General features: G+C 68.4%; 23 protein-coding genes. 5 read left to right on the forward strand and 18 right to left on the reverse strand.

Annotated elements, in window-relative coordinates; genetic code table 11:
* Window positions 1-24: 24 nt before the first annotated feature.
* The 3 genes from QTI45_RS18285 to QTI45_RS18295 form a co-directional block, all read right to left on the reverse strand.
* Window positions 25-462: a TA system VapC family ribonuclease toxin gene (locus tag QTI45_RS18285; protein WP_286655451.1), complete on the reverse strand. Its 438-nt coding sequence runs from the start codon at window positions 460-462 to the stop codon at window positions 25-27.
* Complete coding sequence (locus QTI45_RS18290) at window positions 459-692, reverse strand: DUF6364 family protein (RefSeq protein ID WP_286655452.1); 234 nt, start codon at window positions 690-692, stop codon at window positions 459-461. Before QTI45_RS18290 ends, QTI45_RS18285 begins: the two co-directional genes overlap by 4 nt.
* Window positions 693-771: 79 nt before the next feature.
* The gene (locus QTI45_RS18295; protein WP_286655453.1) at window positions 772-1,695 is read right to left on the reverse strand and encodes a LysR family transcriptional regulator; all 924 of its coding nucleotides are present in this window, start codon (window positions 1,693-1,695) and stop codon (window positions 772-774) included.
* Between the two features lie 105 nt (window positions 1,696-1,800).
* Between QTI45_RS18295 and QTI45_RS18300 the strand changes: the two genes are divergently transcribed.
* Window positions 1,801-2,967 (forward strand): mandelate racemase/muconate lactonizing enzyme family protein, encoded by a 1,167-nt coding sequence (locus QTI45_RS18300; protein ID WP_286373548.1) that lies wholly within the window; start codon window positions 1,801-1,803, stop codon window positions 2,965-2,967.
* A 30-nt stretch (window positions 2,968-2,997) separates the two neighbouring features.
* The gene (locus tag QTI45_RS18305; RefSeq protein ID WP_286655454.1) at window positions 2,998-3,975 is read left to right on the forward strand and encodes a tripartite tricarboxylate transporter substrate-binding protein; all 978 of its coding nucleotides are present in this window, start codon (window positions 2,998-3,000) and stop codon (window positions 3,973-3,975) included.
* A gap of 17 nt (window positions 3,976-3,992) precedes the next feature.
* On the opposite strand, the gene QTI45_RS18310 is transcribed toward QTI45_RS18305, so the two are convergent.
* From QTI45_RS18310 to QTI45_RS18335, 6 genes are all read right to left on the reverse strand, one after another.
* Window positions 3,993-4,946: an AEC family transporter gene (locus QTI45_RS18310; protein ID WP_286373550.1), complete on the reverse strand. Its 954-nt coding sequence runs from the start codon at window positions 4,944-4,946 to the stop codon at window positions 3,993-3,995.
* Window positions 4,947-5,048: 102 nt separating this feature from the next.
* Entirely contained in the window at window positions 5,049-6,047 is a 999-nt protein-coding gene (locus tag QTI45_RS18315) for a transketolase family protein (protein ID WP_286655455.1), read from the reverse strand.
* Window positions 6,047-6,886, reverse strand: coding sequence for a transketolase (locus QTI45_RS18320; protein WP_286655456.1), 840 nt, complete (start codon window positions 6,884-6,886; stop codon window positions 6,047-6,049). The genes QTI45_RS18315 and QTI45_RS18320 overlap by 1 nt, the downstream gene beginning before the upstream one ends.
* Window positions 6,887-6,923: 37 nt before the next feature.
* Window positions 6,924-8,813 carry a TRAP transporter large permease gene (locus QTI45_RS18325; protein ID WP_286655457.1) on the reverse strand — a complete coding sequence of 630 codons (1,890 nt, stop codon included), beginning with the start codon at window positions 8,811-8,813 and terminating at the stop codon, window positions 6,924-6,926.
* 125 nt (window positions 8,814-8,938) lie between these two features.
* Window positions 8,939-9,955 carry a TRAP transporter substrate-binding protein gene (locus QTI45_RS18330; protein WP_286655458.1) on the reverse strand — a complete coding sequence of 339 codons (1,017 nt, stop codon included), beginning with the start codon at window positions 9,953-9,955 and terminating at the stop codon, window positions 8,939-8,941.
* 38 nt (window positions 9,956-9,993) lie between these two features.
* Entirely contained in the window at window positions 9,994-10,743 is a 750-nt protein-coding gene (locus tag QTI45_RS18335) for an SDR family NAD(P)-dependent oxidoreductase (protein ID WP_286373579.1), read from the reverse strand.
* A gap of 117 nt (window positions 10,744-10,860) precedes the next feature.
* On the opposite strand from QTI45_RS18335, the gene QTI45_RS18340 reads away from it, so the two are divergent.
* Complete coding sequence (locus QTI45_RS18340) at window positions 10,861-11,745, forward strand: LysR substrate-binding domain-containing protein (protein WP_286655459.1); 885 nt, start codon at window positions 10,861-10,863, stop codon at window positions 11,743-11,745.
* Window positions 11,746-11,756: 11 nt separating this feature from the next.
* Here QTI45_RS18340 and QTI45_RS18345 read toward each other — a convergent pair whose 3' ends face one another.
* From QTI45_RS18345 to QTI45_RS18365, 5 genes are all read right to left on the reverse strand, one after another.
* On the reverse strand, window positions 11,757-14,360 hold the full coding sequence (locus QTI45_RS18345) for a flavin-containing monooxygenase (protein ID WP_286655460.1): 2,604 nt from the start codon (window positions 14,358-14,360) through the stop codon (window positions 11,757-11,759).
* Between the two features lie 108 nt (window positions 14,361-14,468).
* Window positions 14,469-14,825 carry a hypothetical protein gene (locus QTI45_RS18350; protein WP_286373557.1) on the reverse strand — a complete coding sequence of 119 codons (357 nt, stop codon included), beginning with the start codon at window positions 14,823-14,825 and terminating at the stop codon, window positions 14,469-14,471.
* A gap of 49 nt (window positions 14,826-14,874) precedes the next feature.
* Window positions 14,875-15,915 carry an RNA methyltransferase gene (locus QTI45_RS18355; RefSeq protein WP_286655461.1) on the reverse strand — a complete coding sequence of 347 codons (1,041 nt, stop codon included), beginning with the start codon at window positions 15,913-15,915 and terminating at the stop codon, window positions 14,875-14,877.
* Between the two features lie 76 nt (window positions 15,916-15,991).
* On the reverse strand, window positions 15,992-16,279 hold the full coding sequence (locus QTI45_RS18360; RefSeq protein WP_286655462.1) for an acylphosphatase: 288 nt from the start codon (window positions 16,277-16,279) through the stop codon (window positions 15,992-15,994).
* A 4-nt stretch (window positions 16,280-16,283) separates the two neighbouring features.
* Window positions 16,284-17,033 carry a pirin family protein gene (locus tag QTI45_RS18365; RefSeq protein WP_286655463.1) on the reverse strand — a complete coding sequence of 250 codons (750 nt, stop codon included), beginning with the start codon at window positions 17,031-17,033 and terminating at the stop codon, window positions 16,284-16,286.
* A 137-nt stretch (window positions 17,034-17,170) separates the two neighbouring features.
* On the opposite strand from QTI45_RS18365, the gene QTI45_RS18370 reads away from it, so the two are divergent.
* Entirely contained in the window at window positions 17,171-18,079 is a 909-nt protein-coding gene (locus QTI45_RS18370) for a LysR family transcriptional regulator (RefSeq protein WP_286655464.1), read from the forward strand.
* 36 nt (window positions 18,080-18,115) lie between these two features.
* On the opposite strand, the gene QTI45_RS18375 is transcribed toward QTI45_RS18370, so the two are convergent.
* From QTI45_RS18375 to QTI45_RS18385, 3 genes are read right to left on the reverse strand one after another with little or no spacing between them, the layout of a single operon-like run.
* Window positions 18,116-19,021 (reverse strand): AraC family transcriptional regulator, encoded by a 906-nt coding sequence (locus tag QTI45_RS18375; RefSeq protein WP_286655465.1) that lies wholly within the window; start codon window positions 19,019-19,021, stop codon window positions 18,116-18,118.
* Between the two features lie 26 nt (window positions 19,022-19,047).
* Window positions 19,048-20,136 (reverse strand): maleylacetate reductase, encoded by a 1,089-nt coding sequence (locus QTI45_RS18380; RefSeq protein WP_286655466.1) that lies wholly within the window; start codon window positions 20,134-20,136, stop codon window positions 19,048-19,050.
* Complete coding sequence (locus tag QTI45_RS18385; RefSeq protein WP_286655467.1) at window positions 20,133-21,086, reverse strand: tripartite tricarboxylate transporter substrate binding protein; 954 nt, start codon at window positions 21,084-21,086, stop codon at window positions 20,133-20,135. The genes QTI45_RS18380 and QTI45_RS18385 overlap by 4 nt, the downstream gene beginning before the upstream one ends.
* Before the next feature lie 182 nt (window positions 21,087-21,268).
* On the opposite strand from QTI45_RS18385, the gene QTI45_RS18390 reads away from it, so the two are divergent.
* A complete protein-coding gene (locus QTI45_RS18390; RefSeq protein ID WP_286655468.1) occupies window positions 21,269-22,201 on the forward strand; it encodes a LysR family transcriptional regulator in 933 nt (310 codons plus the stop codon).
* A gap of 3 nt (window positions 22,202-22,204) precedes the next feature.
* On the opposite strand, the gene QTI45_RS18395 is transcribed toward QTI45_RS18390, so the two are convergent.
* Window positions 22,205-24,340, reverse strand: coding sequence for a putative bifunctional diguanylate cyclase/phosphodiesterase (locus QTI45_RS18395; RefSeq protein ID WP_286655469.1), 2,136 nt, complete (start codon window positions 24,338-24,340; stop codon window positions 22,205-22,207).
* Between the last annotated feature and the right edge of the window lie 62 nt (window positions 24,341-24,402).

The raw sequence follows: 24,402 nt of genomic DNA on the forward strand, positions 1-24,402 counted from the left end.
GCACGCCGATCGCGTCCGCTTGCGTCAGGCGGCCTGAAGCAAGGTGAACTGGCGTCGGGCGAGCAAGCGCTTGAAATCCCTATCAAAAGTCACGAGGTGCTCGCCCTGCTGAATTACCGCGGCCGCCAGCCAGGCGTCGGGCAGGTCGTTGGCGGCGAGGCCCTTGTCGATGCAGAGCTTTCTCAGGATCGGCCATTCGTCTCCAAGCGCCGGTGCGCTGACGCCCGGCATGTCGAGCAGTGCATCGACGAAGCGCACGGCTTCGGCGATCGGCGTCGGATTCACAAAAATCCTTGGATGCGTGGCCAGGCGCAGGAAGCTTGCCATGACCATGGGTTGCAGCGTAAGCGGCACAGCGGTGGCGGCCCTGTCCACAGCCTTCTGGAGCCAATCAAGTGCGACCTCGTGATGCGAGTGGTCAGTGCGAGAGGCGGCGACCAGCACGTTGACGTCGGGCGTCATTCGTCGGCAGCGTTGAGCATGGCCTTGTTGCTGAGCCCCGTGAGACCCGTGGCCAGCCCTCCCTTGCCGCGGTAGACGGGAAGAGCGCGAGGGGCGCGCGCACGTGGGTTGGCCTTCAGGCGCAATTGCAAGCCCTCCTCGATCAGCCGCGTCAGGCTGGTGTGTTGCTGTGCTGCCATGGTCTTGGCCCGAGTCAGCAATGCATCATTGAGGTTGAGCGTGGTTTTCATGGACAAATGATACAGATTTCTGTATGAAATTTCCCGCCAAGCCGGGCCAACGCCATGACCGCACCGGCGTGGCCCGACATCATCGAGGTGTCGTTGAATTCCATTCGCCACCAACCGCCAGGCGCCAGAACGCGTTCGCCGCATTCCCCAGCAGATCCCGATCGCGGTAGAGCCTGATCTCCAGGGGCACGTTCCAGTCCTCGCTGGCGGAGATGACGAGGCGTCCCTGGGCGAGGTCTTCTTCCACCAGCGTGCTCGGCAGCCACGCGAGCCCCCGGCCGTCCAGCGCCATCGTCCTGAGGACGGAGGCCAGATGGGCCGTGAAGACGGCTTGCACCGGCACGGACTCCAGCCTGGGGCCGATGACTGCGCGCAGGATGCGACCCAGGCCCGATTCCTCCGTGTACTGCAGCACCGGGACCGCCGTCGACCCGGCGCGCACGAGTCGGTGACGGGCCTTGCCTCGCTCGTCGGGCACCGACACCGCGATCAGCAGGTCCTCTCCGATTCGCGCCGAACGGTACGGCTCTGAATCGAGCGCGCCCCGTGCCTGAGGGTGCGCGTGACTCAGCACGAACTGGACCTTGCTCTGCAGCATCAGCGCCTCGCAGCGCTGCAGCACGTCGGAAATCAATTGCACCGGTCCGAGCGTCGTGTGCGATTCGAGGCTTCGCAGCCAGCGCGGCAGGAAGGTGAAGGAAAGCGCGTGCGTCGATGCGATCCGCAGCGTGTCGGAACCGGCTTCGGCGACCTTCTTGGCTTCTCCCGGCACCCGCGCGACCCTGGCGATCAGGTCCTGCGCGATGTCGGCGAACCATTCGCCGACTTCGGTCAGCCTCGCAGGCTGAGAGCTCCTGTCGAACAGGTCGGCTCCGACCCACTCCTCCAGGGCGCGAATGCGGCGGCTGAAGGCAGGTTGCGAGCTGTGGCGGTCTTCCGCGGCGCGCGAGAAATTGCCGGTCGCGGCCAGGGCCACGAAGTCTTCAAGCCAGATCAGGTTCATGTGCGGTTCGTCCGGTGCATGGAAGCAGCGAAAAAGAGCATTGGCCGAAAAAACCGGCGCGGCGGACCATCGAGGCTCTCAATCAAACAGCACCTGGAGCCAAGCATGAAGATCGTCGAGATCCGCGAGAAGACCATTCCCATCAGCTCGCCCATCCGCAACGCCTACATCGACTTTAGCAAGATGACGTTGAGCCTCGTCGCCGTGGTCACCGACGTGATCCGCGACGGCAAGCCGGTGGTGGGCTACGGCTTCAACTCGAACGGTCGTTACGGCCAGGGCAAGCTGATGCGCGAGCGCTTCATCCCCCGCATCCTCGAAGCCGATCCGGCCTCGCTGGTGGATGCGACCGGAGACAACCTGGACCCCCACAAGATCTGGAACACGATGTTCACGAACGAGAAGCCCGGCGGCCATGGCGAGCGTTCCGTGGCCATCGGCACCATCGACATGGCAGTGTGGGACGCCGTGGCCAAGATCGAGGGCAAGCCGTTGTTCCAGCTGCTGGCTGACCGCTACGGCAACGGCAAGCCCAACCGCCGGATCTTCGTCTACGCGGCTGGCGGCTACTACTACCCCGGACAGGACCACAAGAAGCTTCAGGACGAGATGCGCAGCTACATCGACCGGGGCTACACCGTCGTGAAGAAGAAGATCGGCGGCGCCTCGCTCGACGAGGACCTGCGCCGCATCGACTCGATCATGGAAGTTCTGCAGGACGGCCAGAAGCTCTGCGTCGATGCCAACGGCCGCTTCGACCTCGAGACCGCGATTCGCTACGCCAAGGCCCTGTCGCAGTACGACCTCTTCTGGTACGAGGAGCCGGGCGACCCGCTGGACTTCGAGCTGCAGGCGGCCCTGCGCAACTTCTACAAGAACCCGATGGCCACGGGCGAGGATCTGTTCTCGATGCAGGACGCGCGCAACCTGATCCGCTACGGCGGCATGCGCCCGGACCGCGACTGGCTGCAGTTCGACTGCGCCCTGAGCTACGGTCTGGTCGAGTACCTGCGCACGCTCGACATGCTGAAGGAGCATGGCTGGTCGGCCAGCCGCTGCATCCCCCATGGCGGGCACCAGATGTCGCTGAACATCGCGGCCGGGCTCGGGCTGGGCGGCAACGAGTCCTACCCGGACCTGTTCCAGCCTTTCGGCGGTTTCCCGGATGGCGTGAAGGTCGAGAACAGCTTCGTGACGCTGCCCGAGCTGCCCGGCATCGGCTTCGAGGGCAAGGCGGACCTGTATCGCGAGATGCAGGCCCTGTCGGCCTGACGCAGCACCCAAGCACAACGGAGACAAGACATGAACAATCCTTGGCGCTGCGTCGCCGGCCTGGCCCTGGCCGGGTCCGCCACGCTGGCTTGTGCGGACTACCCCGACAAGCCCGTCACGATCGTCGTGCCGTTCGCGGCCGGCGGGCCTACGGACAAGATCGCCCGCGATCTGGCCGAGGCGCTTCGCAAGCCGCTGGGGCAGACCGTGATCATCGACAACACGATCGGCGCGGGCGGCACCATCGGCGCGGCCAAGGTGGCCAGGGCGGCGCCCGACGGCTACACGCTGCTCGTGAGCCACATCGGCATGGCGACCGCCCCCGCGCTTTACCGCAAGCTGAGCTACAAGGTGCCGGAGGACTTCGAGACCCTGGGACTGATCAACGAAGCACCGTCGGTCCTGATCGGCAAGCCGAGCCTGGCGGCGAACAGCTTCGCGGAACTGCGCCAGTGGATCGCAGCGAACGGCGCCAGGGTGAACCTCGCGAACGCGGGCCTGGGCTCCGCATCGCACCTGTGCGGCCTGATGTTCCAGAGCGCACTGAAGACCCCGCTGACGCCAGTGCCGTACAAGGGGACGGCGCCGGCCATGACCGACCTGATCGGCGGGCAGGTCGATGTGATGTGCGAGCAGGCCGTGAACGCAGTGCCGCAGATCGAAGGCAGGAAGGTCAAGGTCTACGGCATCACCAGCCTGCAGCGGCTGCCGCTTGCGGCCCTGAACGAGGCGCCGACGCTCTCGGAAGCCGGCCTGAAGGACTTCAACGTCCAGGTGTGGCATGGCCTCTACGCCCCGAAGGGCACGCCGCCCGCGGTCGTTGCAACGCTCAACACCGCGTTGCGCGCCGCCTTGAAGGATCCCGAACTGATCAAGCGCGAGGAGGCGCTGGGACTCACGGTGGTGAACGACGAACGGCTGGACCCCTCGGCCCACAGGAAGTTCGTCGAAGCGGAGAAAGTCCGCTGGGCCAAGGTCATCAGGGACGCGGGCGAGTACGCCGACTGAGCGCGAAGGGAGCCCCGCTACGCAGCCCATCCGAGCACCGGTCCCAGCAACCACAGGGCGACGCTGATCGTCACGAACGACAGCACGGTCGCCAGCAGCAGGGCGGCCGCGCACATCTCCTCGAAGCCGTACTTCTGCGCGAGGATGGGGTAGATGCTGAGCATCGGCGTCGCGGCGAAGACCACCGCCGCGGCCCGCAGCGTCGGATCGCTCGGCGGCACGAGCCACATCATCACCCCCACCGCCAGGGGGTGCAGCAGGAGCTTGCCGAGGGCGATGGTGGTCACGTCGCGCCGCATGCCCTTGGTTCTCAGGCCGGTCAACGTGCCGCCGATCACGAACAGCGAGACGGCCGCCGAGGACATGGCCAGCATGTTGATCGTGCGCGCCAGGACGCCGGTGATCGGGATGCCGATCAGCGAGACCGCCAGGCCCCCGGCGATCGCCAGGATGACCGGATTGCGGGACAGCTGCACCAGCGACTGCATCAGAATGCGATGCCACTTGCCCGCGCCCGCGTGGCCGCTGTCGGCCATCACCAGCGTGAGCGGAATCATCAGCAGGTTCTCGACCAGCATGCACATGGCCAGGCCGACCGCGGCCGAGGACGGCCCGGCGGCCAGTATCGCGATGGGGTAGCCGATGAAGCCGCTGTTCGAGCTGGCGCAGCCGAGTCCGCACAGCGCACTCAGCGTGAAGCTCTTGCCCTGCCAGCGCCATGCCCAGCCGAAGGCGAGCATCATCACGGCGAGCGAACCGAGGGCGTAGCCCAGCACGTAGCGGCCGTTCATGACCTCGCCGACCGGGCGCTGGGAGAGTGCGGTGAACACCAGGGCCGGGAGCGCGAACTTGACCACGTAGGTGCCGAGCACCCGCATGTCCAGCTTGCTGAAGGTGCCTGCGCGCCCGGCCAGGAAGCCGAGCGCGATGACCAGGTAGATGGGGCCGGTGATGGCCAGTGTTTGCAGCATCGCGTCAGCGCGCCGCGCATCCGTTCCGGCGGATGGCGGCGCAGAAGGGTCCTTCAATGCACCGAGTGTGCCAACTTCGCCGGCGAAGGCGCGCCTGATCGCTCAGAGCCAGCCCTTGATCTGACGGGCCATCGCCGCCGTGGAGATGCCGTAGCGGTCATGCAGTGTCGGCAGCGCCCCCGCATCGAGGAAGGCGTCCGGCAGGCCGATCTGGCGGAACGCGGTCGCGACGCCCGAGCGCATCAGCAGGCTGGCCACCGCCTCCCCGAGGCCGCCGATCACCGAATGGTTTTCCGCCACCACGACGAGCCTGCCCAGCCGCCGCACTTCGGCCAGGATCGTCGCCTCGTCGAGCGGCTTGATCGTCGGCACGTGCAGCACCGCGACATCCACGCCCTCGGCCTGGAGCTGCTGGGCGACTTCCAGCGAGCGCATCGTCATGAAGCCGCTGGAGATCACCAGCACGCTCCTGCCGTCGCGTATCAGCTTGGCCTTGCCGAGCTCGAACTTGTAGTCGTACTCGTCCAGCACCAGCGGCACGTTGCCGCGTGGCAGCCGCATGTAGACGGGCCCTTGGTGATCGGCCATCTGAGGAACCGCCTGCTCGATGTCGAGCGCGTCGCAGGGATCGATGATGGTCAGGCCCGGGATGCCGCGCATCAAGGCCAGATCCTCGGTCGCCTGGTGGCTCGGGCCATAGCCGGTGGTCAGCCCCGGCAGCGCGCAGCACATCTTGACGTTGAGGTTCTCTTCGGCGATCACCTGGTGCACGAAGTCGAAGGCGCGCCGGGTGCCGAAGACCGCATAGGTGGTCGCGAACGGGATGAAGCCTTCCTTGGCCATGCCGCCCGCAGCCGCCATCAGCAGCTGCTCGGCCATGCCCATCTGGAAGAAGCGCTCGGGATACGCGTTCGCGAACAGGTGCAGGTCGGTGTACTTGGCGAGATCGGCCGTCATGCCGACGATCTCCGGGCGGTCGCGCCCCAGCTCGACCAGCGCCTTGCCGAAGGGCGCCGCCTTGACGCGCTGGCCCTCGCCGGCGATGGAGGCGATCATTGCCGAGGTCTTGAGACGCGGCTTCTTTTCGGTGATGGCAGTCATCATTCGGCTCCTTCGGTTTGCGTGTGGTCGACATGGGCGATGGCCTGCTGCCATTCGGGCGGGTCGACGCGGATGAAGTGGTTCTTGTCCCGGGTTTCCAGGAACGGGACGCCCCGGCCCATCAAGGTGTCGAAGAGGATCACGCGCGGCCTGTCCTCCTTCAGTTCACGCGCCGCATCGAAGGCGGCGATGACCGCCGGCAGGTCGTTGCCGTTCACGCGCTGCACGTGCCAGCCGAATGCTTCCCATTTGTCGGCCAGCGGCTCGAAGCCCATGATCTTTCCGGACGGGCCGTCGGCCTGCTGGTTGTTGATGTCGACCAGGCAGATCAGATTCGACAGGCGGTGGTGGGCGGCGCCCATCGCCGCCTCCCAGGTCGAGCCCTCGTCCAGCTCGCCGTCGGACATCGAGTTGTAGACGAAGGCCGGGTTCTTTTTCAAACGCAGCCCGAGCGCCATGCCGACCGCGATCGGAAGGCCCTGGCCGAGCGAACCGCCGGACATCTCCATGCCGGGCGTATAGGTGGCCATGCCCGACATCGGCAGCCGGCTGTCGTCGCTGCCGTAGGTTTCCAGCTCGTCCTCGGCAATGGTCCCGGCCTCGATCAGCGCCGCATAGAAGGCGATGGCGTAGTGGCCGTGCGACAGCAGGAAGCGGTCGCGGCCTTCCCACTCCGGGTCCTCGGGCCTGTAGGTCATCGCGTGCTTGTAGGCGACCGCGAGCACATCGGCCCATCCCAGCGCCTGGCCGATGTAGCCCTGCCCTTGAACCTCGCCCATGCGCAGGGCGTAGCGGCGGATGCGGTAGGCGCTTTGTTGAAGCGTCGATAAGTCAGACATGGAAATCTCCTTGGGAGAGTGAGTTGAGAGGCGAGAGTCAGAGGAAGCCGACAGAGATCCAGGGGATCGCCGCCACCAGCACGGTCCCGAGGAACAGCGCGACCATGTAGCCCACGATCGGCTTCATCCCTTCGTTCGGATGAATCCGGCTGATGGCGCAGGCCGCGTAGTAGCCGACCCCGAAGGGCGGCGCGAAGAGGCCGATGCCCATCGCGAGGGTCACGACCATCGCGTAGTGCACCTCGTGGATGCCGACCTGGCGGGCGATGGGGAAGAGCAGGGGGCCCAGCAGCACGATGGCAGGGATGCCCTCGAGCACCGAGCCGAGGATGATGAAGGCGAGCACCGAGACCGCCATGAAGGTGACCGCGCCGCCGGGCAAGGCCTTCATCGCATCGGCCAGCGCGGTCGAGAATCCCGACTGGGTCAGCGCCCAGGCCATGCCGGTGGCAGCACCGATGATGAACAGGATGGAGCCGGAGAGCGACGCGGTGCTGACCAGCATCGGATAGATCCGCTTCCAGTCGAACTGCCGGTACACCAGCAGTCCGGCGATCACGGCGTAGACGATGCCGATGGTGGACACCTCGGTCGCGGTGGCGACGCCCTCGACCACCGCAGCGCGGATGACGACCGGCAGCGCGAGGGCAGGGATCGAGATCAGGAACGACTTGGCGATCTCGCGACCGCTCGCCTTTCGAACGCCCGACAGGTCCTCGCCCCGGTAGCGCCACCAGACCAGTGCGGCCAGGGTCACGCCCACCACGAGCCCGGGCAGCAGGCCACCGGTGAAGAGCGCGGCGATCGAGACACCGGTGGCGGAGCCGATCGTGATCAGCACCAGGGACGGCGGGATCGTCTCGGTCTGCGCGCCCGTGGCGGAAAGCAGGGCGACCAGGTCGCCGGGTTTCGCACCGCGCTTGCGCATCTCCGGGAACAGTGCCGGCGCCACGGCCGCCATGTCGGCCGCCTTGGACCCCGAGATGCCCGAGACCAGGTACATCGCACCGATCAGCACGTAGGAGAGTCCGCCGCGCACGTGCCCCAGCAGGCTGGCCAGGAAGTTGACCATGGCGCGCGCAATGCCGGTCATCTCGATGAGCAGGCCCAGCAGGACGAACAGCGGGACGGCGAGCAGGATCAGATGGCTCATGCCTTCGTCCATCCGGCCGACGATGACCACGGTGGGCGTGCTGGTCGTCAGCGCGATGTAGCCGAAGGTCGCCAGCCCGAAGGAGAACGCGATCGGCAGGCCGAGCAGCACCATGGCGCCGACGCCGAGCACGAAGAACAGGAACAGATTCCAGTTCCCGAGCGACTTGAACAGCGGCCCCGCCAGCGCCATCGCCGCGATGACGAGCGCAACCACGCCCAATGCCAGCACGGCGTCCTTCATCCGGCCCAGCCTGAAGATCTGCATCAGGCCGACCAGCAGCATCAGGCCCAGGCCGACCGGCAGCGCCGAGGCCCGCCATGAGTTCGGAATGCCCATCGCCGGCGTCGTGACGAAGACTTCGTCCTGCGCGAACTCGTAGGCCGGGTGAAGCACGAATGCGAGGAAGGCGACCGCGGCAGCGATCGCGACCAGGTCCAGGAAGGCGCGCTGTCGGGCATCGAGCCTGCCGACGATCGCCGTCATGCGCATGTGCTCGCCGCGCTGGAAGGCAACGATCGATCCCAGCATCGCGAGCCAGAGGAACAGGATCGATGCCAGTTCGTCGGACCATACGAGCGGCTCGTGGAAGACATAGCGGCTGGTCACCCCGGCGAGCAGCACCACGACCTCGGCCAGCACCAGCAGGGCGGCCGGGACTTCGACCAGCGTGGCGATGGCCTTGTTCAAGCTCTCGAGCCATGCGACAGGTGCGCGCTGGCTGAATGGGTCCATGTGCCCGGTAGCGCCGGGCTCGTCACTAGAGATGTTCATGGGTTTCTTTCATGCGACGGGCGGCCGCCGGCCTCCGCGGTGTTGCGGCTCACCCGTCACGCAGTTCATCGAAGGGAGCCACTCGCCCCGGAGACCACCGGGCGAGCGAGCGATTGGCTTGCCTGTCAGCCGAGCTTTCCGGAGACCTTCTCCAGGAGCTCCCAGGGCGCTGCGCCGTACTTCGTCTTCCACTCGCCGTAGAAGCCGGTGGTGGCCAGCTTCTTGCGGAAGTCGTCCTGCTGGACGTCGATGAAGCTGATGCCCTTGGCCTTGAGATCGGTCATCAGGCTGGTGCTGAGCCTTGCCACGTCGGCCCGCTGGTCGGTCGCGGACTTGTCGATCTCCCGGGTGATGATCTGCTGCACGTCCGGCGGCAGCTTCTGGAATGCGCGCTTGTTGCCGAGCACCCAGTAGCCGTCCCAGACATGGCCGGTCAGGCTGCAGGTCTTCTGGACTTCATAGAGCCGCGCGGTGGCGATGATGGCCAGCGGGTTCTCCTGGCCTTCCACCACCTTGGTCTGCAGGGCGGTGTACACCTCGTTGAAGTTGATCGGCGAGGGCGCGGCGTCCAGGGACTTGAACAGCGAAGTCAGCGGAGGTGCCGCCGGCACCCGCACCTTGAAGCCCTTCAGGTCGGCGGCGGACTTGATCTCGCGCCCGGACGAGGTGACGTGGCGGAAACCGTTGTCCCAGATCTTCGAGACGGTGATGAGAGGCGTCTTCGCGATCTCGGCGCGAATGTGGTTGCCCAGGTCCCCGTCCATCGCCTTCCAGACATCGTCGTAGTTCTTGAAAGCGAAGCCGACGCTCGTGATGCCCGAAACAGGCACGAAGGTCGACAGGATCAGCGACGACAGGTTGAAGAACTCGACCGAGCCATTCCGGACCTGCGTCAGCAGGTCGGTGTCGCTGCCGAGCTGGTTGGCGGGGAAGAGCTTGATATTGACCCGGCCCGACGTCGCTTCGCGGATGCGGTCGTGCGCTTCCTTGGCGCGCAGGTTGACCGGGTGCGTCGGATCCTGGCCGGTCGCGTACTTGAGTTCGAACTCCGCGGCGTCCGCCCTGCGCGTGACGATCGAGAACAGCGGCAATGCAGCACCTGCGGCCAGCAGCTGGCGACGAGTGAATTTCGTTTCGGTCATGTCTGTCTCCTGTTTATGGAATGAGAGGGAACGCTGATTCAATGAATCAACATGCCGCCGTTGACGTCGAGCGTGATGCCGGTGCAGTAGAGCGACAGGTCGCTGGCAAGGAATACGCAGGCGCCGGCAATGTCCTCGGCGCGGCCCAGGCGGGCGAGCGGAATGGTCTCGGCGATCTCCGCCTTCTTCTCTTCGGTGAGCTTGCCCTTGATGATGTCGGTGCCGATCAGGCCGGGCGCGATGCTGTTGATGCGGATGCCCTCGGGTCCGAACTCCCGCGCCATGGCGCGCGCCAGGCCCAGCACACCCGCCTTTGCCGCCGAGTAGTGCGGGCCGCCCAGAATGCCGCCGCCGCGCTGGGCGGACACCGACGAGATGCAGACGATCGATCCGCTCCCCTGTTCCTGCATGGCGGGCAGGACCGCCTGCGACATGTACAAGGTGCCGCGCAGGCTGACGTCGAGGATGCGGTCGTAGTCGGTGCCGCTGATAGCGAGCGTCCTGGCCGGCTGCGTGATGCCTGCGTTGTTGACCAGGGCATCGATGCGGCCGAAGGCCTCGAGCACCGCCGCGGCGGCCGCATCGCACGAAGCCTTGTCGGTGACGTCGGCAACGATCCCCCGATGGCCGGGGCCGAGCTGGGCGGCCGCCGCGGCAGGGTCGGCGCGCTCCAGGTCGAGCACGGCGACCCGGGCTCCGTGGGCCGCCATCAGGCGTGCCGTGGCGAACCCGAGCCCGTTGAGGCCGGCGCCGCCGGTGATGACGACGGTCTTGTCTTTGAGCAGCAGCATCGATGTGTCTCCAGAGTGGTGTGGAGCCGATGGTCGTTCGCTGCGAGCATGACGACAAGCGATGTATTTTCAGCCTAAGATGACGGTTCATCATCTAACGACCGGGTTGACCCTATGTCCGCATTGCCCGCCGTGACCAACCTGCAGGCCTTCGAGGCCGTTGCCCGCCGCAGGAGCTTTGCGCTCGCCGCCTCGGAACTCCATCTCACCGCCTCGGCCATCAGCCATCAGGTTTCGCGCCTCGAAGCCCACCTGGGCGTGCGGCTGTTCGAGCGCAGCGCCCACGGCGTGCGGCTCAGCGCTGCCGGCGACATGTACCTGTCGAAGGTGGGCGGCGCGCTGCAGGCGATCGCCTCGGCGACGGACGATCTGCGCCAGGGCGTGAGCAACAGCCTCTACGTGCACTCGGCACCCAGCATCGCCAGCCTCTGGCTGATGTCGCGGCTGCGCCGCTTTGCCCAGGCCTACCCGGACATCTCGCTCAACCTGTCAGCCGCGCACACGCCCAGCGACTTCGCCCTCGGCCAGTCTGATATCGACATCCGCTATGGAATACCGAACTGGCCCGACCTCGTGGTCGAACCCTTGTTCGAGGAACGCATCGTGCCGCTGGCCAGTCCTGCGTTCATCCGGCAGAACGGCTTGAAGCGCGTCGAGCAACTCTCCGCCGTGAAGCTGATCCAGAGCAACGTCAGCGTGGTTCAGTGGTCGGACTGGTTCGCGCAGTTCAGCGACAAGCGGGCGCCGGACTGGTTCGCGGTGCGCTTCGATCGGGCCCAGATGTCGCTCGACGCCGCCACCCAGGGTCTCGGCGTCGCGCTCGAGAGCACGACGATTGCCGCGAGACACATTGCAGAGCGCAAGCTCAAGCCCGTGTTCGGCCTCGATCTGGCCGTCAGGGTCAAGGCGCATTTCGCCGTCTATCCGCCGCGGCACGCCAGGCGACCCTCCGTGGAGGCCTTCCTGGAATGGCTCCACTCGGAGGCGGCCGCAGGCTGAACGCGCGGGCCTCAGGCCGGCGCCGCGGCCTTGAAAAAGCCGCGCAGCGCGTCGGCCATCTCGCCGCGGACCTGCTCGCCCGACACGACCACGTCGACCATCGTCGGCGAGGTGTGGGTGTGGCCGCGTGCCGTGATCCAGCGCGCGGGCGTGCCGGCCGCGGCCAGCGCCCGCGCGTAGGCAATGCCCTCGTCGCGCAGCGGATCGAACTGGCAGGTGACGACGAACGCGGGCGGCAGCCTCGACAGATCGTCGGCGCGCAGCGGCGATGCCTTGGGATGGGGGCGTTCGGCGGCATCGGCGTACTGGTCCCAGAACCACTTCATCAGCGATGCGGTGAGCACGTAGCCTTCGGCGTTCTCGTCGAAGGACGGCGTGCTCATGCCGCAGTCGGTCACCGGTGCCAGGAGCAGTTGCCCCGAGATCACCGGCCCCCCGTGGTCTCGCGCCTGCTGGCAGATCACGGCGGCGACGTTGGCTCCGGCGCTCCAGCCGGCCACCGCCAGCGCGCCAGGAATGCCGCCCAGTTCGGCCGCGTGCGCGGCGACCCAGCGCACCGCGGCCAGGCCGTCGTCGGCCGCGGCCGGAAAGCGCGCCTCGGGCGCGTGCCGGTAGTTCACCGACACGATCAGGGCGTCGGAGCGCCGGCACAGGTCCCGGCACAGGGGATCGTCGGATTCGTGGCTTCCGAGCACCCAGCCGCCGCCATGGAAATAGACGACCACCGGATGCGGGCCCGGGCCGGCGGGCCGGTACAGGCGATAGGCGAGCGGTCCGGCCGCTCCGGGCAGGCTGCCGTCGACGGTGTCGCCCACCGCGGGGCCCGTCGGGCGTGCTGCCGACAGTTGCTGCAGGAGGGCGCGCGCCTGCCCGACGGGCAGCGAATCGAAGGTCGGCAGGTTCAACTGCGCCATCATCTGCAGCACCATCGCGACGTCGGGCTGCAGGCGCCGGACCACGCCGTCGGTGCAGCGCGTGCCCTTCGCGCCGCTGCGCCTGAAGCCCAGGTAGTCGCAGGCCGCCACCTCGTCGCAGGCGCCGCGGTAGGCATCGACACCGCCCACATAGGGCAGGAAGCCGCGCGGCTTGCCCGGCACGTTGGCTCCCATGTACCAGGAGTCGGCCGTCGGGTAGAGCGTGATGCCGGCACAGTCGTCGACGTGCGTCGCCCAGCCGGTCTCGGCGGTCTCGGTGGGCTCGATGGTCGTCATGCCATCCGCGCGCAGGCGGACCAGGCAGTCGGCAAGCCAGTCGACGTGCTGCTCGATCGACACCATCATGTTCGACAGCACCGACGGGCTGCCCGGCCCGGTGATGGTGAACAGGTTGGGGAAGCCTGCCGTCATCAGGCCGAGGTAGGTCTGCGGCCCGTGGGCCCACTTCTGCTTCAGCGTGATGCCGTCGCGCCCGGTGATGTCGACCGACACGATGGCGCCGGTCATGGCGTCGAAGCCGGTGGCGTAGACGATCGCATCGAAGGCCATCGACTCGCCGGCCAGCGCGATGCCGGTCTCGGTGATGGTCTCGATCGGATGGCGGCGCAGGTCGACCAGCCGCACGTGGGGCAGGTTGAAGGTGGCGTAGTAGCCGGTGTCCAGGCACGGGCGCTTGGTACCGAAGGGATGGTCCCGGGGGCTCAGCAACTCGGCGAGCTGCGGGTCCTGGACCACCTCACGGATCTTCTCGTGCACCATGCCGGCCACGATCGCATTGGCATCGCGGAACAGGATCTGGTCGGCGAAAACGGCCAGCATGGGGATCAATTCCCCCGATTGCCACGCCGCCTCGAAGCGCTCGCGGTGCACTTGCGGCGGGCTGTAGCGGCCGTAGACCTGGGTCTGCTCGTTCGGCACGCCGGCGCGCGACCACTTCGCCTCCCGCCGATAGGCCTCGCGGTCGGCTTCGAGGGGCGCGCGCCGCTCGGGGCGCACCGGGCCGTTGCCCGCCGGGATCGAGAAGTTCGGCGTGCGCTGGAACACGGTCAGCTGGCTGGCCTGGCGGGCAATGATCGGGATCGACTGGATGCCCGAAGAGCCGGTGCCGATCACCGCCACCCGCTTGCCGCTGAAGTCCACCCCTTCGTGCGGCCAGCGGCTGGTGAAGAAGACCTCGCCCTTGAAGCGCTCGGCGCCCGTGATGTCGGGTGTCTTGGGCAGCGACAGGCAGCCGCTGGCCATGACGTAGTAGCGGCAGCGGATGTCGCGGCCGGTGTCGGTTCGCACCTGCCAGTGCCCGGCCTCGTCGTCCCAGCGCGCGGCCACCACGCGGGTGTCGAAGTCGATGTCGCGCCGCAGGTCGTAGCGCTCGGCCACGAACTGGGCATAGCGCAGGATCTCGGGCTGGGTGGCGTACTTCTCGGACCAGGTCCAGGCCTTTTCCAGATCGGGATCGAAGCTGTAGGTGTAGTCGGTGGTCGGGATGTCGCAGCGCGCACCGGGATAGCGGTTCCAGTACCAGGTGCCGCCCACGTCGCCGGCGGCCTCGAGCACGCGGGTGGAGAAGCCCAGCTGACGCAGCTTGTGGAGCAGGTAAAGACCCGAGAAACCCGCGCCCACCACCACCACGTCGACCGTGGCGGTCGCGGGAGAAATGTCCTTGCTCGATGGCTCCACCATGCCCTTGCCTCCTGATCGATGACATTGCCGGCGACGGCCGGATCGGTTCAGGGTACAGCCTGCGGGCGCTGCGCGCCAGCTCAGGAAGTGGGTCGGCGCGCCATGTCCTCAGACCCGCGAGCCCAGATCGAGGTGCCGGCGGTTGGCCCAGAGATTGACCAGGGCGTCGAGCTCCGTCCCGTAGATGCCCAGCTGAGGAGGTCCCAGCGAGCCATCTTCACGCGGCGGGCTGCGCAGGGACGCGTGCCAGAAGCCGTCCGAAAGCAGGCGGTACTGGCCCAGCAGTTCGCAGCAGAGCGGCGCGGCGAGCGAGAAGGCGCAGCGGCGAAGCAGGATGCCGTCGCTCCTCGATCCCTCGACGCCCTTCGTCGACACGAGCATGTGCACACCGTCGTCCTGGAGGACGTTTTCTCTGGGAAGCTGGGTCAGCAGCTCGGGCGACGGGTTGGAAGGTGGCGTGTCCATGACGACTTGTGTATCGGCGTACATAGGCCGAATTGAAGGCCACCTGTCACTAAAATTGTGTAATCGCCACGACCCTTCGAACCGGCACCGGGTCCTGAACCGCGCGCGCCCTCAGCTGGCCGCAGCCGCCGTCGACATCCTGGCCGGCCGAATAGCGCAGCTTCGTGAGGATGCCTCGCTGGTGCAGCGTGCGCGCCAGCTGCTTGCAGCGCTCCCACGAGGGGCGGCCGAAGGCCACGCCATCCACCGCATTGAAGGGAATCAGGTTCAGCACGGCGTACTTGCCGGACAGCAGGCGGACGATGCCTTCGATCTCGTCCTCGCCGTCGTTGATGCCTTCCAGCAGCGTCCACTGGTACTGGATCGGGTAGCCGGTCGCCCGGGCATAGGCTTCGCATGCGCCGACCAGTTCCTCGGGCGTCATGTCGGGCGCGCGCGGCAGCAGCCTGCGCCGCAGCTCGGCCTTGCTCGTGTGCAGCGAGAGGGCCAGCGCCGGCCTGACTCTTCCCTGCTGCAGTCTCTCGAAGGCGCGCGGATCGCCCACGGTGGAGAACACGATGTTCTTGTGGCCGATGCTGCCCGCCGTGCCGAGCAGGTCGATCGCCTCCAGCACGTTGTCCAGGTTGTGGGCCGGCTCGCCCATGCCCATGAACACCACCTTGCGTACCGGACGCCGCAAGCGCGCGAGGGCGAGCTGGGCAATGATCTCGGCACTGCCGAGCTGACGCAGCAAGCCACCGCGACCGGTCATGCAGAACTGGCATCCGACGGCGCATCCGACCTGCGTCGAGACGCAGAGGCCGTCGCGGGGCAGCAGCACGCTCTCCACCGTCTGGCCGTCCGCCAGCGCGACCAGCAGCCGCTCGGAGCCATCGGCGCCGGGATGGACCGCGTGCAGCCGGGCCAGTCCGGCGAGCTCGGCTTCGATGGCGGGCAGGGCAGCCAGCAGCGACGACGGAAAAAAGCTCTGCGGCAGGCGCCGGCCGCTGTCCCGGGGCAGGGCATGGGACCAGAGCCTCAGGATGCGCTGCTCATGGAGGGGGCCCGCGCCCGCATGCTTCAGTCGCCGTTTCAATTCGTGGATTCGCATGCGCCGCCTGGGGCCGGTGGGAGGGTCGACATGCGAAGGATTGTGCACGGCACTGGGCCGGTGGCCCGGCGCGCCGCTACACCGTCGCGCGCTGCTCGAATCCTGCCGGGGCCTGCGCCGGTTCGAGCGAGTCCAGCACCTCGACCCGTTCGACCCGCGCCTCGGGAGGGCCCTGGCGGGCCCACTGCACCAGCGCATTGACCGCCGCGGCATCGCCGACGGCAAGGGCCTCGACCGTGCCGTCGCGGCGGTTGCGCACCCAGCCGCGGACACCCAGTGCCTCGGCGGCCTGGGCCATGGACCAGCGGTAACCCACGCCCTGCACGCGGCCGTGGACGATCAGCTGCTTTCGGACCGGCGTCATGCCGCTACTGTAGTGCGCCGGCCCGGCATCCGTGCTGAATCGAAGGCCGTTCGTGCGGCCGCAGGTCGAACACCAGCAGCTCGGCCTGGTCGGCCTTCGCGAAGCGCAGCGTGCGTTCGTCGCGGATGCGCGCGCCGTCGCCCTGGCCGAGCCGCTCGCCGTTGACCTCGATGCTGCCGCGCGCCACGTGCACGTAGGCGTAGCGGTCGGGCCTGAGCTGCAACGTGGCCGTCTCCAGGCCGTCGAAGAGGCCGGCATGGACGCGGGCATCCTGGTGCACCGAGAGCGAGCCCTCCGCGCTTTCGGGCGAGACGATCAGGCGCAGCTTGCCGCGCTTCTCGGCGGCGCTGAAATGCACCTGCTGGTAGCGCGGCACCGCGCCGCGCGCCGATGGCACGATCCAGATCTGCAGGAAGTGCACCGGCTCGCTGGCCGAATGGTTGAACTCGCTGTGGCGCACGCCGGTGCCCGCGCTCATCAGCTGCACATCGCCCGGCCGGATCACCGAGCCGGTGCCCATCGAATCGCGGTGCTCCAGCGCCCCTTCGAGCACGTACGAGATGATCTCCATGTCGCGGTGCGGGTGGGTGCCGAAGCCCTGTTCCGGTGCGACCCGGTCGTCGTTGATCACGAGCAGGTCAGAGAAGCCCTGCTGCTTCGGGTCGTGGTAGTGGCCGAAGGAGAAGGTGTGGCGCGACTTGAGCCAGCCGTGGTCGGCGAGGCCGCGATGGTCTGCCTTGCGCAGTTCGATCATGGGCGTTCCTTGTGGTTGATCATCGATCTGATTCACGATTCGATTCAGGAAGTATCCGAGGTCGAAGGCTCTTGTATGCTGATACTTTTCGGTGTTCATGATCGATTAATTCGAACATCAAAAGCAAAGGACATGCCGTGTTGAAGCTCAGCCTCGAGGCCATTGAACTGGTGGATGCCATTGCCCGCCACGGCTCCTTCGCGGCGGCGTCCGAGCGGCTGAACAAGGTGCCGTCGACCATTTCCTATGCGATCGCCAAGCTCGAGGAGCAGCTCGGCATCGCGCTGTTCGTGCGCCAGGGTCCGCGCGTGAGCCTGACGGCCGCGGGACAGGAGATGCTCAAGGAAGGGCGCTGGCTGGTGGCTGCGGCCGCCGACCTGGAATCGCGCATGCGCCAGATCGCCACCGGCTTCGAATCCGAGCTGCGGCTGGTGCACGACTCGCTGATCCCGACCTCGGCCTTCAGCCACGACATCCGCGCATTCGAGGACCTGAACTGCGGCACCCGGCTGCGCATCGCCTGCGAGACCCTGACGGGCACCTGGGAGGCGCTGCGCGACGGCCGCGCCGACCTGATCGTCGCGGCCGGCGACGGGCCGGCCGGCGGCGGCTACAAGGCGGTGGCGGTGGGCAGCCTCGAGTTCGCGTTCTGCGTCGCGCCGACCCATCCGCTGGCGCTCTTGCAACGGCCGCTGACCCGGGCCGACCTGCTCGCGCACACGGCGGTGGTGGTGGGCGATGGTGCCCGTTCGATGTCCGACCGCACCATCGGCCTGCTGGCCGGGCAGCGCCGCATCACCGTGCCGTCGATGGCCGCCAAGATCGCCTTCCAGTCCGAAGGGCTGGGCCATGGCTTCCTGCCCCGCGCCTGCGTGCGGGCGGCGCTGGCCGGCGGCGCACTGGTCGAGCTGGCGCTGATGGAGGAGTCGCGGCCCGAGGAGCACTTCTGGCTGGCCTGGAAACCGGCCAGCGGCACCGGCGAGGCGTTCAAGTGGTGGCGCAACCGCCTGCAGCGGCCGCTGCTGCCGGAGCTGCTGCCGGCCTGAGGCTCGCGCCGCCCGCTGCGCCAGCGGGGCGACACCTCAAGCGCGGCGCTGGCGCCGCCACAAGGCCGGCGAGCTGCCGGTACGGGCGCCGAACACCCGCGTCAGGTGGCTCTGGTCCGCGAAGCCGCAGGCGACCGCGATCTCCGACAGCGAGGCCGTGGATTCCAGCAGCATGCCGCGCACCGCCTCGATGCGGCGCTCGATCAGCCAGGCGTGCGGCGACCGGCCGGTGGTCGCCTTGAAAGCCTTGCTGAAGTGGCCGCGCGACAGGCCGCATTCGGCCGCCACTTCCGCCAGCGACACGTTGCGTGCGAGATTCGCCGCCAGCAGTTCCTTGGCGCGGCGCTCCTGCCAGGGCGCCAGGCCGGCAGCGACCGGACGGCGCCCCTGACTGCCGCCGTAGGTGCTGGCCAGATGCGCGCACAGCGCCAGTGCCATGTGATCGATGAACAGCCGGCAGGCTTCCGCGGGCCGTTTCAGGGACGGCAGCAACGCCGCGGCGATGCCCGCCAGCACCGGATCGGACGCGCCCGGCGTGCAGTGCAGCTGCGCGACCGCGGGCCCGCCGGACTCGCGCGCGAACTCGTCCATGGTGCTGCGCGGCAGGCGGAACAGCACCGAATGGAAGGGGCTGCAGACATAGGCGGAGGGGCGCTCCGCGAGGTCGGCGATATGCACCGCGCCGGGCTCCAGCAGCCCGAGGTGGGTCTGGGCATTGCCATGAAAGAAGCGCCGGCTGCCGGCGCGCTCGAGTTCCACGCTGACCACGAAGGCGTCCTCGGCCGGCAGCGGCGCCAGCACGAACAGATGGGGCTCGGGGTAGTGCATCCGCGCCATGTCGAGCGACGGCATGGCCGAGCGCGATGCCGGCACCTCGTCGAGTCCGTACTGCTGTGCGAGCTGGTGCGCGAAACGGCTGGGCGATGCGGCGGCGTGGGTCATGCGGCGAGGGGATTGGGCGGCGGGGTTCAGGCTCTGGGTGCCGCGCCGTCGAAGGCATCCTGCAGCAGTTCCCGCAGGGCCCGGGCCTCGATCGGACGCGGATTGGCATACGCATTCTGCAACGCCAGGGCGCAGGCGCGGTCCAGGTCTTCTTCGCGCATGCCGATCTGCTTCAGCGCCGTCGGCGCGCCGTTGCGCCGGGCCAGTTCGTGCACCGCCCGCGGCGCGCTGTCGGCGCCCAGCGCGCCGGCGATGCGCCGCATCGCACCGGCTGCCGCCGCGGCGTTGTAGGCCAGCGCGTGCGGCAGCACGATGGTGTGGGTCTCGGCATGCGGCAGGTTGAAGCTGCCCCCCAGCGTATGGCACAGCTTGTGGTGCAGCGCCATGCCGACGCTGCCCAGCACCGTGCCGCACAGCCAGGCGCCGTACAGCGCATCGCTGCGCGCCTGCGCGTCGGCGGGGTTCGCATGGATGCCGGGCAGGGCCCGGCCCAGGGCAGCGATGCCCTCGACCGCCATCAGGTCGCAGACCGGGTTGCCATCCGTCGAGTACAGCCCTTCGGCCGCGTGCGCGATGGCGTTGATCCCGCTGACCACCGACAGGCCGACCGGCAGGCCGACGGTCAGGGCCGGGTCGTAGATCACGCTGCGCGGCAACACCCGCGGGTCCTTGCCGGTGCGCTTCTGGCCGCCTTCCGTGAGGCCGTAGATCGGCGTCATCTCGGAGCCCGCGTAGGTGGTCGGGATGGCCAGGATCGGCAGCCCCGATTCGAGCGCGATCGCCTTGCCCAGGCCGATGGTCGAGCCGCCGCCGATCGCCACCGCGCCGTCGGCGCCGAGGCGGGCCGCGGCCTCCCGGGCCGCGCGTGCGCTCTCGATCGGCACGTGCATCACGGCGCCGTCGAAGATGCCGGCGGCGCGGGCGCCGAGCAGGTCGGCCACCCGCTCGGCCTGGGCCCGCTGCGGCGGCGTGCACAGCACCAGCGCCCGGCCGATCCCCATCCGCTCGATCTCGCCGGCGGCCTGCGCCAGGCTGCCGTGTCCGAACAGGACCCGCTGGGCGCGGCTCTCGAAGCTGAAGGACTGGATGCCGCCAGGTTCGGAGTCGATGCTCATTCGGCGACGATCTTGCGGGCCTGGATCAGCCGGCCCCAGCGCTCGCTCTCGCTGCGGATCAGCTGGTCCGTCGCCTTGCGGTCGCCCGCGACCACCTCGAAACCGCCGTCCGACAGGCGCTTGGCGACCTCGGGGTCGCGCAGGGTGGCGGTCATGTCGGCGGACAGCCGGTCGAGCACCGGCGCCGGCGTCTTCGCCGGTGCCACCATCCCGACCCAGGAATAGACCTCGAAACCCTTGTAGGTCTCGGCCACCGCCGGCACCTCGGGCAGGGCGGCGTTGCGCTTGGCCGAAGTCACCGCGAGCGCCCGCAGCTTGCCGCTCTGCACCTGCTGCAGGACCAGCGGGAGGCTGGCGATCATCGAGTCCACATGTCCGCCCATGAGGTCCGTGAGGGCCGGGCCGCCGCCCTTGAAGGGCACGTGCAAGCCCTGGCTGCCCGCGGTCTCGTGGAACAACTCGGCCGCCAGGTGGTTCGAGCTGCCGGCGCCGACCGAGGCGTAGGAGACCGCACCCTTGACCTTGGCGGCGGCCACGTAATCCTTCAGGCTCTTGTGGGGCGAGCCGGCCGGCACCACCAGCACCATCGGCGAGCGCGCCACGTAGCTCACGCCGGCGAAGTCGCGCAGCGTCGCGTAGGGCAGCTTCGGATAGATGTGCTGCTCGGTCGCGTAGGAGTCGAACACCAGCGCGACCGTGTAGCCATCGGGCGCGCTCTTGGCCAGTGCCGCCATGCCGATGGTGCCGCCGGCGCCGCCGCGGTTGTCGACCATCACCTGCTGCCCGAGCCGTGCCCGCAGCGGCTCCTGGATCTGGCGGGCCACCTTGTCGACCGTGCCGCCGGCGGCGAAGGGCACGATCACCGTGACCAGCCGCGAGGGATAGCCGTCCGCCGCGACGGCGCCGGCCGTGGCCAACGCCAGGCCGAGCGCGAGGCTGCAGCCGATCATGCGGCGGCGGCCCACGGGCAGGGGAAGGCGAGGGCGAGGGGGAAGGGGCTTTGTCTCTTGCTCGAACATGGTTCGGATCCTTGTGCTGATGCGGGTGCTTGTGCTGCGAGTCGATGCTATTCTTTGCGCTTCGTCATGGGAATCCGGCGCCAGGGCCAAATGCCTTTGCGTGGTTTGCACAAATGGAATCGATCCGCTTCGCCGAAAGCCTCTCCATGTTCGTCGACGTCGCGCAGGCGAAGAGCTTCTCTGCGGTGGCCCGGCGCAAGGGGCTGGTGGCCTCTTCCGTGGCGCGCCAGATCGACGCGCTCGAGCAGGACCTGAAGGTGCCCTTGTTCACGCGCTCGACCCGGGCCCTCGTCATGACCGAGGCCGGCACGCTGCTGTTCGAGCGCGCCGTGAAGATCCTGCACGAGATGAGCGACGCGCGCAGCGAAGTGGTGTCGCTCGACGGCAGCGTGCAGGGCCTGCTGCGGGTCAGCTGCGTGCCGGCCTTCGGCCGCCGCCACGTGGCACCGCACCTGGGCTCGCTGTTCGACAAGCATCCGGCGCTCAACGTCGAGCTCGAACTCACCGAGCGGGTGGTCGATCCGGTGCTTGAGCGCTTCGACCTCGTGATCCGCATCGGCGACCAGCCCGACAGCAGCCTGATCTGCCAGCGCATCGGCAGCCAGCGCTACATCATGGGCGCCTCGCCGGCCTACCTGCAGCGCCACGGCCGGCCGCGGCGCTTCGCCGACCTGGCGCAGCATCGGCTGATCGACCGCCAGCACAGCACCAGCGCGCGCGGCTGGCGCGAGCTCGACGGCTTCGACTGGAGCCGTCCGCCGCAGTTCGCGCTGGAAAGCAACGACTGCGACGCGCGCCGCATGTGCGCGGCGCAGGGCCTGGGCATCGCGCTGATGCCCAACTGGGCGATCGGCGAGGACCTGGCGGCGGGCCGCATCGTCGAGCTGGACCTCGAGGGTGCGCCGCGGCAGGAACCCAGCGGCATCTTCCTGGTGCGCGCCGCGCCGCGCGCCAGCGCCAAGGTGCGCGCCTTCACGGCGCACCTGCTCGAGAGCATCGGCCGTTCGGCGAGCTGGGTCGGCGACGAGGCGACGGCGCGGGAGTAAGGGCTACCGGGCCGGCGTCAGTTCGGTCGACGCGTCCAGCGACCAGCCCAGCACCGCGGACGCCCGCATCGGCCGCGCGTAGAAGTAGCCCTGCAGCTCGTCGCAGCCGAGGCTCAGCAGGACGTCGCGCTGGCCCTGGGTCTCGACCCCTTCCGCCACCACCGTGAGCTGCAGCGCATGGGCCAGCTTGATCACCGCCTCCACCACGGCACGGGCATCCTCCTGGCCTTCGATGTCCCTGACGAAACTCCGATCGATCTTCAGCTGCCGCGCCGGCAGGTCGCGCAGCTGGCTCAGGCTCGAGTAGCCGGTGCCGAAGTCGTCGATCGACAGGTGGACGCCGATGCGGGCCAGTCCCTCGAAGATCCGGGTGGTGATCTCGCGTTCCTGGATCGCGACGGTTTCGGTGATCTCGCAGATCAGCTGGGAGCCCAGCAGGCCGTGCCGCCGCAAGGCTTCCTCGACCGAATCGACCAGCGACACCTCGCGCAGCTGATGCACCGAGAGGTTCACCGCCACCCTCATGTGGCGGCCCTCGTTGCCCCAGGCAGCGACCTGCCGGCAGGCCTCGTTGATCACCCAGTGGCCGAGCCGCACGATCAGGCCGAAGCGCTCGGCCAGCGGGATGAAGGTGTCGGGGCCGACGACGCCCAGCCGCGGGTGATTCCATCGCACCAGGGCCTCCAGGCCGCTCATGCGATGGCGTCTGCCATGGATCTTCGGCTGGTAGTAGAGCTCCAGCTGGTTGTCCTCGAGGGCCTGGCGCAGGTCGCTCTGCAGCTGCAGGTGATCGGCCGCGTCGATCGCCATGTGCGCTTCGAAGAATGCCAGGCTGGAGCCGCCCGTGCGCTTGGCCGCATACATCGCTGCGTCGGCGTGGGCGACCAGCTTTTCGGCATCGCCCTGCACCGAGTGCATCGCGATGCCGATCGAGCACGAGATGCGCAGCTGCCGGCCGACGACCTCGAAGGGCTGCGCGAAGGCGCGCAGGATCTGGTTCGCCACCGCGACGCAGGCCTCGACATCGCGCAAGCCCTCCAGCAGCAGCACGAACTCGTCGCCGCCGACCCGTGCCACCGTGTCGCCGGATCGCACCTCGGCGAGCAGCCGCTGCGCGCTGGCGATCAGGATCTGGTCGCCGGCGCCGTGGCCGAAGGTGTCGTTCACCGGCTTGAAGCCGTCCAGGTCGACGAACAGGACGGCCAGCTGCTCGACCACCGCGCTCTGGTGGCTGCGCGTGAATCGCTGCACCGCCTGGCGCAGCCGGTCCTCGAACAGCAGCCGGTTGGGCAGGCCGGTCAGCGGGTCGGACAGGGCCCGCTGGAGCAATTCGTCGTTGGCGCTCTGCAGCCGCTCGTTGGATTCCTGCAGCGACTGGGACAGCTGGCGCGCGACCCGCTGCAGCCGGACCTCGAGGATCGAGGCCAGCAGGGTGCCCAGCAGCAGCATGAGGGTCGCGATCGCCACGATCGCGGCGAGGCTGCGGCCGCCCAGTTCCTGGGCGCTCAGGCAGACCGATCCGAGCGGAAAGCTGGCCGCCGCCATGCCGGTGTAGTGCATGCCGCAGATCGCCGCGCCCATGACCGTGGCGGCCAGTGCCTGGGTCGCGAACTCGCGCCGCGCATGCACGCGCTGGAGCAGCCGGAAGATCATCAGCGCGGACGCGGACGCGGCCACGGCGATGGCCGCCGAGGCGGCGACGAGGCGCCAGTCCCAGACGATGCCGGGCGTCATGTCCAGCGCCGCCATGCCGATGTAGTGCATGCCGCAGATGCCCGCGCCCATGGCAACCGATGCGCCGGCCACCGAGCCCAGGCTGTACCGGCCGGCACTGGCGACGCCGAGCGCGACCACCGAGGCCGCCACCGCGGCCAGCCAGGAGACGAAGGTCAGCAGGTGGCTGAAGCCGAGCTGGATCGGCAGCGAGAAGGCCAGCATGCCGACGAAATGCATGGACCAGACGGCGGTGCCCATCACGAGGGAGCCCGCGATCCACCACATCTTGCTGACGCCCCCCTCGGGCTTCCTGACCTTCAAGGACAGGTCGAGGGTGACGTAGGACGCGAGGATAGCGACGGCCACCGAGGCGAGGACGATCCATGGATCGTGCTCCGAGGCAAGGTAGCTGACATCGTTCATGGAGGCGCCCGGAAAGGAATCCCCGTCTATCGGCACTTCGCGGCAAAAGTTGAGGGCCCGGG

The organism is Variovorax saccharolyticus, from assembly GCF_030316765.1.
Lineage (GTDB): Bacteria > Pseudomonadota > Gammaproteobacteria > Burkholderiales > Burkholderiaceae_C > Variovorax > Variovorax saccharolyticus.